Here is a 13,049-nt window from a genome sequence, read left to right as displayed (position 1 = left end):
CTTGCGGTGCTTCGCATGCTTGCGAAGCTCAGAGGGTCGATGAACCTCAGTATCGTCGGTATTGGCTCGCGAACGGTTCGACTCCCACGGCACGTTAACTGACAAGGATCAAGTTATCGGGTTTGGAACCGTTCAGTCTGGAGCCTTATTCATGACCCTGCGGTGCACCATGTCCTGCCCACCATTACTGTTGATTGCCCCGGCGGCCATGATCCGAACAGCGGCGTTTGACCGCGCGAATGCGTTGGCAAAAGCCATGCAACTGCCGCTGCATATCGTCGCATTTGATTATTTACAAGCCTTGGCGGTGGCCGGTCTGTTCGCTCCCGAACAAATAGGCCAGGCGAGGGAAGGGTACCTGCAGACCCACAGCCTGTGGCTGGAGAAGCAAGCCCAACTGGCACGCCAGCAGGGCATTCATGCCACGAGTGAAGTGATCTGGGTTCAGCACCCGTACGAAGAAATCCTGAAGTTTGTCAACGAGACACAACTGGCGCTGATTATCAAAGATGCTCAGGAAGAGTCCGTGTTGAAACGTATCTTCTTTACGCCACTGGACTGGCAACTGCTGCGTGATTGCCCTGCACCGATTCATCTGGTGACTAACAACCTTAACCCACTGCCACGCAAAGTGCTGGCTATCGTTGATCTGTTGCGCAGTGAAGAACAGGACATTGTGTTTAACGACCAGATCATCGACGCCGGCGCGAAGTTGGCCGAACAGTGTGATGCCAGGCTGGAGGTCGTGCACGTGTTCGACTGGACGGCCGTGTATGCAAAAGACATGGGTTACGGCGCGCTACCCTTGGCCACCGGCATTTATGACACGTTGGGCGTGGTTCAGCAGGAGGCATTCGCTGCCTTGTGTGAGCGCCACGGCGTACCGGTGGAATGTCGCCACTTCATCGAGGGCGCGCCCCTGATGAGTATTTGTGCGTTTGCCATGGACCATCTTACCGATGTCATCGTGATGGGAACCGTGCAGCACAAAGGGCTTAAAAAACGGTTGGGCAGTACTGCCGAGCAACTCTTGCATCAGGCGCCGTGCAGTGTGCTGGCGATAAAACCTGGGCGGGTAGTGCCGTTATGAGGGCGAATATGAGATGCCGACTTTGTCTTGTTTAAACGCAACCTCAACGTGTTGCGCGTAGGTATAGCGTAGAGGAGGGAATATACGCGTTTGCCAATGCTGGCAGGTTATGGTTATAACTCGACTAAATACTCATTTAGTTTAGTTATAATTAAATCGAATAATAAAGGGAGAAGGGTACTGTGAAACGTTGACGGTATTTTAAGTCTTCATTCGCTCAATTTACCGCGCTGAAAACAAACAACGACGGTGCGCTGAAGCACAAATTATCCCTGTCTGGCCGATACTATTTCGTTTTCTCTAATCACAAAAGACTTGGCTCATCCCGTAAATCGGTTCATAACGCAATGGATTACTGCGATGGCTCACTTCCCAGGCTGGATGATTGAAAGCGCTCATAGCTACCTGAAAGCAGCCGAGGTGCTTGACGCTCAACACTTGCCGCACGTAGCACAAGTCAATGCAGCAATCGGCATGGAGATCCTGCTCAAAAGCTTCATCTCGTTGCCTGATCAGAACCCAGGGACATCAGGCGAAACTTATAAGCTTGATCCGGCAGCACTTGCCAAGGCTCACCAGCAGTTGCTGAGCATCGGCAAAACTAACCGCAAGAGTCCTGACAGGCATGATTTGCTGACACTGTTTATGCCGTTCCTGACCAGATCCGTTGCAGCCTGGCCTTGGACAGCCAAGAAGATTGCTTTGAGAGATACCGCAATGTATTCACCAGCAGCCGGTATCCGTATGAGTCTGACAGCGCGAAATTTTCTGACTCGATTCTTATGAGGATGTTGAGGTGTACGCTGGCCAACGTGGTTGGTTATCACAAGGAGCGTGGATCGCAGGATACATTCATCGTGAGTTACATCGCCAAGCAGCAAGCTGGACCAGGTGATGCGTAAGAAGCAGTGCCTGCCTGCAAATCTGACCACCAGAGCCCCTCAGGCCCGTATAGGATGGTTCGCATAATGTATATTATGTTAAATCATGTACTACGTCAGATAGGTTCATAACGTGCCCCGTTCCCTTTCAGCCACGTTCTGGATCTGGTGTGACCCCCACTGATTTATCGGAAACGTGGACGACTTAATCGGAAAGCATTCCACGCCAACCAGTTAGGTTGCACAACTGACGTACTATCTCAACCCGGCTACGCCTTTTCTGTCAGTACTAAATTGGAAAAAACCGCTCTGTAGCCCCTGATTTTTGGTGCCCACCGCCTGCGACCAAATCTCTCCTTGGTGTGCCGCGTGACGAAAGTAAATTGGAAAATGGAACTCAGCCATACTGGCCCCAGCGCAAATCCTTGTTCTCAATGAACTTATTCTCGCGCAAATATTAAAGCTGCTCCTGTACTCTGGGCGATTGACGAAAGTTAATCGGACAAAAATTCGTCTGCACGGCTGACGCCGCCCAGATGTTTGCTTTCATAGCACCTGCTGTATAGATTCAGATGCTGAGATCTCTAAGGCTCAAGGCTGTTAGCCGTTCGCAATGGCCGGCCTACATTTGGATGCATATATGGTTCTGATGTTTCATGGACTGCTGACGCAGCCTGACTCGCATGCCGAGGGCTCCAGCGAACGGTCTTGTGCAGAAAAAGAGCTGGTGCGTATTTACCTCCAAAGTCTTCCGTCGGCTTTACGTGCTCAGGAAAGCTATGCGTTGATGACTGATTATGCGCTGGCCACCAGGGCTCAGCCCGCTCAGGCGCGCTGGGATCAATCAGTTTTAGAAAAGTTTTTGCTTTGGAGCTTCATTGTTAAAACGAAGCCCCTGGCGGAACTAAATAATAGCGATGTGCAAGATTTTTTGAGCTTCTGCAATACCCCTCCTGAGTCATGGATATCAAAGAGCAACGATAGATTCGTAAAAGAATTTGGCCTTCTAAAAGCCAACCCAGAATGGCGTCCATTTCACTCTCCCTTATGCGAGCATGGGGTCAGGTGGGTTATTAACCGATTTTTTAGTTTTAACTCTGAAGCCATCGGTCTTGTCATTTGTCCTGCTAGTAGACCCGAAACTCCTGATGTGAATACATGCAGTTGCACTGATGCAGAGCCGTTGTGCTGCGAATACCTTGATGCGTTAAAAGAAATCACGAACGGAAAGAAAGGACTAGAGCTCGGCTTGTTTATGTTCGCCACCTCGTTTTATCTTAAAATACCCTTGAGGGCTTGCCTTAACTATTTAACTTTCGATTGCTTTGATTTTTCGGACAAAACCAATGGAAGATTCAAAGTCAACACAGGTAACGGATCTATTTCCGGAAGAGTCCCTGAACATTATATGGAATATTTTTTGCGCTGGAGACAGATTTCCCAACTGCTGACCTACCCTACACCTGATGAAATGCAACCATTGTTTCATCGGCGAGCAAAAAATTACCCGACAGCTTATCTTCCAAAAATTGACGTAAATGGTTTGCTTCCCACGAAACTCTTAAGAGCTTTTAATGAGGGTTGCGCACGGTGTCGTAAGCCGGAAGGTCAACTCCTGAGTAGTTTTGATAGAAGCAAAAAATACAGAAATAAAGTCGCTAATAAACAGGAGGCTTTTTCTACTATTGAACGGCTCTACCAAGAGTCTAATAACATTAACCATGACACCTCTGCTACTGCAGTCCCTTTATATCTTGTAAAAGAAGGAGTCACGGCGCAATTGCCTGAAAAAGTAATAACTCACTTTTTAACCTCCTTTAATCCAGCTAGCAGTAAGGAGATTTGCTCGGCTGGAGCGTCACTGTTTTGTTTGTTTGTTCGGGGGGAGCCGAACTATCTGAATCTTCGCGCGTTTGAAAAGCTTACTCTTTGGTCGATCCTGGTAGCTGGTAAGAGCCCGGCAGATCTAGATGCGTCAGATGCTAAATCGTTCTATCTATTCTGCTTGAATCCTCCAGCGCAGTGGATCAGCACGAGGATATATTCCCGATCAAGCATATTGTGGCGGCCGTTTCTTAAGCTTCGGCCGGGCAAAGCTAACAATGTGCCTCGCGCCGGCATGATCGTGAGGTGGTGCAATGCTTGCTACATCCAGCTGGTGCAGGCTGGTATTTTGCGCTCAAACCCATTTCAACGTTTAAACAAATATATTAACTAAAAAGCCAATGGGTATGGACTGCTTTGCGCAGTAGCAAGTAATGCCAGTGATCTTGCTCGCATGCCGCCCCTCTTGGTAATGGGCAGCTGTTCTGACTGCCCTCCCCGGCGTCATTAAGGTACAGCAGTTGGTTGCGCACAGAGCATTTCGCTGTCCTAGGCACCTCACCACATCTGCTGCCTACCCAGCCCTTGGTAGTCCCTAAAACGACAAAAGCGCCGCACTATTGTAGCGACTCGCCCAAGGCACCGGTTTTAGGAAGCTGGTACTAGATCAATGTCTGGTTGAAGGTCGGCGCAAAATCTGTGTCCTGCGCGCATGATCGCTACGGCTCGGACAGTGAGCGGTACCACTCAGCATAGGGCGTGTTAATAGCCTTGTGGCGGTTGTAGTCTGGACTGCCGTCGCTCCACCATACCGGGCCCCTCTCCCTAGTGCCCATTTCGCCTGATCTACTTCTGATCGAGCGGTGCGCATCTGGTCTGCATGATTTGTTGCCCTCGCTTCTTTGACGGCTCTCCGCGCCTCCATCAGCATCTGCACCAGCTGCCGGCGCTGGTATCAGCTAGCGCGGGATTGCTTGAGCTAATACATCAGAGACACCACCGACGGCTCACAAGCTGCACAGGAGAGATATACGGAGCGAGGTGAATGTAATGAGTCTTCATAAGTCCTTTTGAGTACATTTGTACTCCATCACTATTCCGGTCACCAAGTCCCTAACAACCTCCACTCGTGACTAGGGCAAGCATGCACGTGGAGCGCTTTGTTCGCGATCACGTATCGCGGTGAAGCCAGACGCAGGAGCTCCTGAGGGCTGGGCACGGCTGTTGTGAACCAAGCCCCGACTGCGTCTGGGTCTTGGCACTCCGGGCTTACATCCTTGTGCTTGCGCACTCCGCTTGCCTCATGGCTTCGATTCATGAGTGCCCGGGCAGACATCATGCGCCGTGTTGCGACGAAGCTTGCTCCATGGGCATCATGAAATTAAACAACAACAATAAAGGCAGCCCCTATGATCTCCCCAATCGCCACCGTATTCGCCTTCATCCCGCAGCAAACTGGTGCCTCGAAAGCTCCCCAATGTAGCGACAAGCTGGACAGCCAAGTGGTATCGATCTTCCAGGCGATTGGTATTTCCTATTCGATCCTGGACAGAATGATTGCCCACGACGCCAGCTGTGCGGATGCGGCTGCGGAATTCTTTGTGACAACGCTTATGAAGGACGGTTGGTCATGGAACACATCGCACCGGTTAGTGACAGAGACAGGCTGGCAGCAACGGATGTATCGAGCATGGAGCGTTTTGAGCACCGAGAACCGCGGAATCGCAGCGGCGCTAGACTATGAGGTGTACCAGAACTATTGGCCAAATCTGGAGTTTTGCGCGGATGGGTTTGAAGGGAAGATGGAGAGTTGGATAGCCGGGGCTTGAAGGCGCCGCACGCTAGATCGTTTGCCCAGTCATCTGCCACTGACAAGGCACTTTGGAAAATACGAGCCCCCTACTCTCCTGAGCGCTCAAGCCTCGGTCGAGCAAGCTCATGACCGGGGAAGTGCTCAGTCCAGGTGCCCCCCCCCGGCTCGAAAATGATCGGATACCAGTCACGGAAAGCCTGCACGCATGATCACATTCAACACTAGGCAGGCCACCCAAGCGGTGGATGCTCCCCCGCACTAGAGCCAACGCTTTGGTGCAGCCGGGAAAAACTAAGCCATAGCTTAGATTCTCTAGTCAACTGTGACAAAACCGCAAAAACTAAGGTAAATCTTAGTTTTCAGCTTCTGATCGTAGGCAGTGGGTTGCCTGACAGAATGCGTACAAGGCTCTCCCAGCACTCAACATTTGCTCGGTCGCGGTGAGCCCTTCAAGACCGCAGCTTGAGTCCAGGGCCTAATCGACGCATTCCCCACCTACCCTCGCTTGCGAAGTATGCGCTTGGCCGTTGGCTCATTTCTGACGATGAGCAGCTCGGAGTCCAAGACTGTGCGCGAAATAAATGCGAGCGTGCGAAGCGTAGGCTGGGCATCGATTGCCCGCGCGACCTCATCTGGGTTGACCGACTTGTGCCCGATCAGGCGCCGGCTTCTGCTTTTACGGAGCGCGTCGACGATCAGTTGGCCAAGTTGGCGAATCCCGCTCTCATCCAGATCCCGGGTGGCTCGTTGATCCCGGGAGGTACCTAGAAGATCACTCATCATGTGGGTTTTGACTCGCGATGGGTCATCCGAACACAGGTAGGCCACAGGATGGCTATTGAACACAACGTAGTGCTCATCATCGTCAGGCAGCACGCCGATATCATTGGGGCGGAACCCGAAAGAGTTGTCGACGATTTGCTTCGACAGGTAATGCGTATTGAGCTCGGCGCTTAGATGGAACGCAGGGGCCACGTAGTAGACTTCACTGCCCGTGCTTTCGAGCTCCAGTAGCAAATCATGCTGCGCGGAATGCCGTAACGCATGGAGGTGCCAACGGTAGTAGGCGCCCCCCATCAGCGTATATTCCTTGCAGTTTGTGCGCTCCAAGCGATGGCTCAGCTTGAACTGCAGAAACAGTGGCGATCCGAAAGGAATCTTCACGTCGTAGCCGCCACCCGGTTTTCCCTCCTTCTGCAGTGAAGGAAACTCAGGGGCAGCCACTACATGAGTGCTAGGCGCTGTGATCAGCTCGTTGGTGAAGGCGAAGCCGTAGGAAAATTCTGACATCTCGGGTTTCATTATTGCTGCGTCCTTGCTGTTGGTCATTCATGGCAAAGCATCGGGCTTTAATGTCTGCATAGTGGCGGTCGGTGACTAAGGGGCAGGTGCTGACGCTGCAAGCTCCAGAATTGACCAGCCAGCTTTCTCAAGCGCAACCCTGCGCTTTACACCAGTAGCGCCCTCCCCCAATGAACTCTGCCGTATGGCCAAGCACAACATGTGCGACGGACGGGTCATCCCGACGTACATCAGCATCATGTCTTTCTTCGCTGTTTCCTGGGGCCTCTTGGTAGCTGCTTTTTTTCCCTCAAGACATGGCATGAGTTTCTGGATGAAGTGACTGCCCCTGAAGGTCTCCAGGATTATCGTCGCGGCGTGTGTCTTACCCTTTTCCGAGTGAATGGATGACATCCGGATGTCGACGCCGGCAGAGACATCCTGGAACCTGTAGGTGTTTACAAGGGAACCCCCTGTTTCTCCGGCTTCGGTGGCAACGGGAGCGGGCTCATAAGCAAGGTATTGGCGCCCCAGGAGTTCAGCTGCCACACCCTCAGAATCATAGAGCGCGGCAGCCAGTACCATGAGTTTCGGTGCGATGACCTTGACCCAATCCTGCTGCGTGATTTCGGACGGCACAAACAGCATCTGCTGGAGACAATCGCGGTATTGAGCGAAGGCTTCGTGCTTAATCATGAATTTCTCATGCACAGCGGCTTGGTGCCGACCTCGGATCTGAACAAGGCTGCGAGGGAAAGCCAGCTCACCGAGGTTGATCAGACACGAGGCCAGTAGCTCAACGGCCGAGTTGGCCGTGGGCTCCTTCATCGCATAGCGGCGTGCTATATGTGCGCCCTCGGCGAACGTGCGGGGCTTAAACGACGTCTTAGTCGTGTCAGACCGATAGGATGGCCAATAATGCTCCAAGGCTTTCGGGTACTGGTTGGGTTTGAAGTTCTCAAGCCGATGCACGGCGCCGACGGCGAACACACCTTTTTCGCGGATATCTTCCGGCAGATGTTTCAGCACCAGCTTGCCGAATTCGTCCAGCACTCCGGTTGCATCCTCGTCCGGAAAGACGATGATCGTGTGCGGGATGGTGCTGGGTTCCCCTTCAGTCCGCAGCCCTTTCAAGCCATCCGTTATCGGGACATAGGCAAACGTGTTGGCAATCGATGCAATGGCCTGATCAAAGCGGAAGCTGCTGGCGATCTCCAACTGACGTTTTGGGTCAGGGAACGGATCTGATAGTGGTGTCTTCCTGTCGAAGATTTCCTGGTTTGGGTCGCCGACGCGGATGACCCGAACATCTGGATCATCGTGAGGAAAGACGCGTTGCAGTATGCCCGCCTGGTCAGGTTGGGTGTCCTGCATCTCATCGATCAACACGCACGGGAAGCGCAGACGCAATGCGCCGCACACGCCTGGTTCTTGGTCGAGTAAGGCGTGGCCCAGCACGAACACTTCATCGAAGCAGAAGTAACCTGCCTTGGCAGCGCCACCCAGCGATTTCACCACACTTTTGTAGGTGGCGGTGTGCGGTGCAAAGCCGATATTTTCATCCCCGAGTGGATGATCGAAATCGGCAGACCGGACTCGCAGGCTGTGGAGGCTTTTGTGCTTCATCTCAAAGGCCGTCTTTGCACCGAAGTGCTCGCTATCCGTCAGCTTTCTTCGGCGTGCCTTGTGCGTGAGGTCATCGTCAATGGCCAGCAGTGCAATCCCTTTCGAGCGCAGCCATGGCGAAGCCAAGAATCGTCCGGTGAAACCATGGATAGTGTCGATATAGTGAGGGAAGCGCAGCAGCCGTTGACCTACTTCCGTACCGCCGAGGCGTTTCTCGATCTCTTCCCTGGCCGCGTTGGTGTGTGAAAGCACGCAGATACCCTGCATACGGCTCTTCCAGTGACGAGCCAGGATGGCCAATTTCGCCACGACCAGCGTCGTCTTGCCGCTTCCCGGGCAAGCCGCTACATCGATGGTATCCATGGACTTCAAGAAATCACGACGAGGCTCGTCCAGCGTTTCCAGCCCCATAAGCTTGATGACCCAATCCACATCGGCATCAGTGATGGGGGCGACCAGTTGGCTAAGCTTCATTCGGCGACCTCATCCAGCGGATCAGCTGAGCCTGCCGGTGCTGCCGGCACCACGAGGTTGTGAGCTGGGCTAGAGGTTGTGGTCAGTGCGGCACCTCCGGTTGCGTACTCGATCGCGTGGACAACATAAGTGGGCAGCAGCCCACGCAGCGTCGTGGCGTCCAGGGTTTTGTTTTCAAACCGCTGGTCGATCAAATCGATCAGGTGCTGGGCTGCGATCGCTTTAGAAGCTCTTTTGAACAGTTTGTAGATCGCGGAACACCGAGCATCCTCGGTGGTATAGGTGGTCTGGATCTTGTCGAAAGCTGTCCGCGCCTTCTTCAGCAGCGTGATCTTGGTCTCCTTGCCTTCGTCGATCTTTTCCTCATTGATGGCAAGGTATGCGGCATGGTGGACTTCCTGCGAAAGACCCTTGAACGCTAGGTCGTACTCAAGCGTCCAGTGATCTGCAACGTATGTGCGCACGCATTGCCCGTCACTTTCTGCTCGCTTGTCGCGGTGCTCCTTGAGGCCTTTTTCAAGGTCAGGCGCAGTGGCACCGAAGTCTTTCATCGCGCGCCAGCGTCGATCGGATTTGTCTGGCCATACAGCCCCTTTTACTCCCTTCAGGCTCAAAATCTCGGGTGCACAGTCCGGCATCACGTCCATGTCTGTAATGCAGGCGGTAGGCACCGATATCTCCCCCTTAGAAGTGTCTTTCCGCTGCAGGATTTTCGAATACCGGCGCAGGCCGACGCCGCCCACGTTGATAATCGATACACCATGCTTGGTGAGATCTTTGCCAAGTCGCCGAGCGAGTGACGGCAGCAGAATGGCCTCGGCATCACCTTCTACGACCAGTAGCCCCTTCGCGAAGAACAGACCCGCTTTGGTAACGTCCAGGAAGCGGCTGAGGAAGCGATAGTCGTCAGGAGCAAGGCAGGTTTGTTCTTCCGCAAGGGAGAACGCTTGCTGCCGCTGCATCAGAACCAAGTTCTGCAACGGAATTTTGGAGCTTAGGTTGGGGCTGTGCGTGGTCAATATGACTTGAACCGGCCTCAAACCTGTAGCTGGCTGAGCCGCAGCCTCAAGAAACTCCATCAATTGGAGTTGGCGCTGAGGATGTAGGTGCGCTTCTGGCTCTTCGATGAGGAGCAACGGAAGTCCGTCGGGCTCTTTGCCGAGCAACAGTAGCTCACAGGCCATGAACAGCACGTTGTTCGAGCCCAGCCCATAAACGCCGCGGGCTTCACCTGTGGCGTGATCCAACAGCCCCAGCTCCAAACGCTCTAGGATCTGTTTGAGTTTGGCGGGATCCGTTCCCGCCTCCCCGAAACCAATGCGACTTGTCAGTGGCTGACCAGCAAGGGAGAGCGGACGCAGGTAGGTGTCGTTGATTTCTTTCTGCGCGGAGACGATGGCGCCGTGGCTGTTCACCAGGTGGCGAAGATAGTCGCCCATGCCTGCAATGCTGAGGGCCTCAGCGTCAGCAAGGTCAGCTGGAAGCGCTGCAGGATCAAAGGCGCTGCCGGCGTCAATGTTCGGGAAACTACTGAGTACCTGAGATAGGCGGGAGTTTCTACCCGGCGACATCTCTCGTTCTGCGTCGCGTAGCGGTTTCAGGTACGCGGTGGCCAGTAGTTGCCGTACACCCACGTCCAACGACGGGCCTTCTCCGTTTTCACCCGAGCGAACCGAGATGTCGACCCATTTACGGGTGGAGGCGGAGGCAACGATGCGGCGAGCCGACCAGTGAACGTATAGCCTCCCAACGCCACCCTTGTAGGTCACATACTCAGCGAAAGCGCCGAGTTCCGCGGGGCTCAGTCCTTCCAGCGTACACCTGAGGGTGATGGCTTCCGCCTGGGTGCCATCGTTGGCGATGTGAAAGTCCTCGATCTGTAGCCTGAGATACTCAGCATCACGTGTCTGCAGAACGTAGCGAATCGCATCGATGACTGCGGTTTTGCCCGCGTCGTTTTCACCTACGAGGGCTGTCACGCCTTCGTTGAACTGGATGTTCAACGCATGACCGCCTTGGCCGAACTGGCGGAAGTTTTCGATTTTCAAAGCCGAAAGGTACACAGCGCTACCCTCACTTGATTCAGTGGCAGGGAGAGGGTCGCTGAGCGTCAACCTGACCGATGCTATCCCTCCCTGGATGCGCTAGCTATATGCCATGAAAAAGCCATTGATGCTAGACGATTCATCCGGTTGCTGCCGGATCGTGATAATTCGGCATACTCGCGTGGGCGTATAGCCGCTGCGAGTATCAGTGCGGCACAAATTGATGGCGGCGTAGCCCGCGCAAGACGTCAAGGTTCATTTACGATGCTGTCGGCCCAGGCCGGTCGCGAACAGGCCGAAAGCATCAATACGCACAGGAGCTTTTCGTTTGGCAGCAAAAACACTAACAGCCCGCGAGGCCTATCAAATCCTGCGAGACATTGCCCAAGGGGTTCGCACCATGCGCCGCATTGGCCAGCAGTCGTGGGCTGAGATCTGCTGTGGCTTGATGACTGTCGAGGCCGACGGCTGGGTGTTCACGTTCTACAACGATTGCGACACCCTCGATTACTGCGACAGCTGCTAAAGCCCCGAGGGACGTGCTTACGTTTTCGACTCGCTGCAGTCGTACAGTACCGACCCTGTGGAGCTGTTGAGCACTAGGGAGCAGGTCACGTTAGAAAAGTTGCTGAGAGACGCCTAGACGCCCCGCACTCAGCATAGATCGAGAAGGAACTAACCTCACCCAGGGCGACTCAGGAGGCGCACGGCCAATTCGCCCGATGGGCATATGGAGGTTTACATCATCAGGGTGTGGCTGGCTTGGCAGCCCTGAGCCGAATCAGGCTCGACATCTGACACGCCTCTAGAGCGCTGTTCGCTGACAATCAGGCGACAAACCCGTGATCCAAGCGCCTGATTAACTCGATAGCCATGTCCGTCTCCAGCCTGGTCGTGACCATAGCGGCAGGAGCTTTGCCGCCAAATGCTTTTACCGGACGTGACATCCAGTGCATGGCTGCGTCGATATCGCCGCTATACAAACGCTTCGCTGCGTCGAGCACTTCTAAATAACGGGCCTGTTGATCGGGGGGCAAAGTGCTCATGAGTACGCTCCTTCTGCGGTCTGATCCTAGACTACACCATCGCCATCCGCTCACTGTCTCCCCCTTATAGGCGAGCCTGGTGTCAGTTTCAGGCGTGCCTATTACTACGATCCCGGCATGTGGTTACGGTGGCCTGAGGCTGGCGTCTCAGGAAATGTGTAAACCAGTTTTTTGACGTGTAAAGCGGGGTGATTTACACATCAAAAAATTGGTTTACACACCGGGTCGAGGGCGGTTTCAAGCTAGATCTTCACTTCTCTCCCGGATTCCCTCCCCTTATCCCACTGCGTATCAGCACGCATTGACTCAAGCCCACAACACCATGGTTTTGTCATTCGCATGCTCGCTGCAATTGCTCAGCAAACAGAGGCAGATAAAGCTCAGACTCGGCTGTTTGCCACCAAACCTTGTTCTCATCCTTGTCGGTGAAGGCCAGCAGATCGTGCGCCAGAAAGACCTCAAAGCCCGCCCTGGCGACCTTATCTTCGGCGGTGAACGCGTAAAGCCCGACTTGGGAAAGTAGCTTTTTGACGATCAGCGGCAGCAACCAGGCGGAGAAAATGAGATGGTTATGGCGAGGCCAGATGCTTCCCTTCTCACCATTTGCGGGGCCATGAGCTGCGGCGTTACGAGCGGCACAGAAATCGTGAACCCAGGCGTCGAGCGGGCGATTTACGTGCTTGTCCCAGTGCTTGCACCACCACTGTTCGTCCTGGCTCCCTTTATGCCAGATGGGCTGGTTCGGTAGCTCGTCGAAGTGTTCGTTGATGGCCCTGCGGAAGGCAGCTTTGTCATGCGGAACGTCAAGCAGTGTGTCTATGGCGACCCGCATCAGGATCAGTTCGGATCGTTCATCTATGGATGGCGCATCGGTATTGGCTCTGAGGAAGGAAACGACCGCCTCGTCGATACGTTCCTTAAGTTCCCCAACAGGTAGCCTGAGTAGTGCTTCAAGCAACGGGATGTCGA

At 53.8% G+C, this 13,049-nt stretch carries 9 protein-coding genes and 2 pseudogenes; 5 read left to right on the top strand and 6 right to left on the bottom strand.

Going from position 1 to position 13,049, the window contains the following annotated elements:
- The first annotated feature begins 151 nt into the window (after positions 1–151).
- The 3 genes from CPH89_RS25520 (at position 152) to CPH89_RS30270 (ending at position 4,189) form a co-directional block, all read left to right on the top strand.
- Positions 152–1,090, top strand: coding sequence for a universal stress protein (locus CPH89_RS25520; RefSeq protein WP_232005417.1), 939 nt, complete (start codon positions 152–154; stop codon positions 1,088–1,090).
- Positions 1,091–1,450: 360 nt separating this feature from the next.
- Positions 1,451–1,876 carry a hypothetical protein gene (locus CPH89_RS25515; protein WP_232005416.1) on the top strand — a complete coding sequence of 142 codons (426 nt, stop codon included), beginning with the start codon at positions 1,451–1,453 and terminating at the stop codon, positions 1,874–1,876.
- A 735-nt stretch (positions 1,877–2,611) separates the two neighbouring features.
- Positions 2,612–4,189 carry a hypothetical protein gene (locus CPH89_RS30270; protein WP_141125139.1) on the top strand — a complete coding sequence of 526 codons (1,578 nt, stop codon included), beginning with the start codon at positions 2,612–2,614 and terminating at the stop codon, positions 4,187–4,189.
- Between the two features lie 325 nt (positions 4,190–4,514).
- On the opposite strand, the pseudogene CPH89_RS30695 reads toward CPH89_RS30270, so the two are convergent.
- Positions 4,515–4,779 (bottom strand): annotated as a pseudogene (locus CPH89_RS30695) (hypothetical protein).
- A gap of 425 nt (positions 4,780–5,204) precedes the next feature.
- Here CPH89_RS30695 and CPH89_RS25505 point away from each other — a divergent pair.
- Positions 5,205–5,624 (top strand): hypothetical protein, encoded by a 420-nt coding sequence (locus CPH89_RS25505; RefSeq protein ID WP_053256017.1) that lies wholly within the window; start codon positions 5,205–5,207, stop codon positions 5,622–5,624.
- A gap of 479 nt (positions 5,625–6,103) precedes the next feature.
- On the opposite strand, the gene CPH89_RS25500 is transcribed toward CPH89_RS25505, so the two are convergent.
- The 3 genes from CPH89_RS25500 to CPH89_RS25490 all read right to left on the bottom strand — a co-directional run bounded on the left by CPH89_RS25500 (position 6,104) and on the right by CPH89_RS25490 (position 11,052).
- A complete protein-coding gene (locus CPH89_RS25500; protein WP_008372988.1) occupies positions 6,104–6,910 on the bottom strand; it encodes a hypothetical protein in 807 nt (268 codons plus the stop codon).
- Positions 6,911–6,985: 75 nt separating this feature from the next.
- Complete coding sequence (locus tag CPH89_RS25495) at positions 6,986–8,989, bottom strand: UvrD-helicase domain-containing protein (RefSeq protein WP_053256018.1); 2,004 nt, start codon at positions 8,987–8,989, stop codon at positions 6,986–6,988.
- A complete protein-coding gene (locus CPH89_RS25490) occupies positions 8,986–11,052 on the bottom strand; it encodes an ATP-dependent nuclease (protein ID WP_053256019.1) in 2,067 nt (688 codons plus the stop codon). Before CPH89_RS25490 ends, CPH89_RS25495 begins: the two co-directional genes overlap by 4 nt.
- A gap of 310 nt (positions 11,053–11,362) precedes the next feature.
- Here CPH89_RS25490 and CPH89_RS25485 point away from each other — a divergent pair.
- A pseudogene (locus CPH89_RS25485) lies at positions 11,363–11,677 on the top strand (DUF7693 family protein).
- Between the two features lie 184 nt (positions 11,678–11,861).
- Here CPH89_RS25485 and CPH89_RS25480 read toward each other — a convergent pair.
- Both CPH89_RS25480 and CPH89_RS25475 read right to left on the bottom strand, forming a co-directional pair.
- Positions 11,862–12,080: an antitoxin Xre/MbcA/ParS toxin-binding domain-containing protein gene (locus CPH89_RS25480; RefSeq protein WP_008373002.1), complete on the bottom strand. Its 219-nt coding sequence runs from the start codon at positions 12,078–12,080 to the stop codon at positions 11,862–11,864.
- Positions 12,081–12,411: 331 nt separating this feature from the next.
- Entirely contained in the window at positions 12,412–13,038 is a 627-nt protein-coding gene (locus CPH89_RS25475) for a hypothetical protein (RefSeq protein ID WP_232005414.1), read from the bottom strand.
- Positions 13,039–13,049: the final 11 nt, after the last annotated feature.

This window comes from Pseudomonas fluorescens (assembly GCF_900215245.1).
Taxonomy (GTDB): Bacteria; Pseudomonadota; Gammaproteobacteria; order Pseudomonadales; family Pseudomonadaceae; genus Aquipseudomonas; species Aquipseudomonas fluorescens.
Note: the sequence above shows the minus strand (reverse complement) of the source record. Positions and strands in the feature narration are given on the sequence as shown.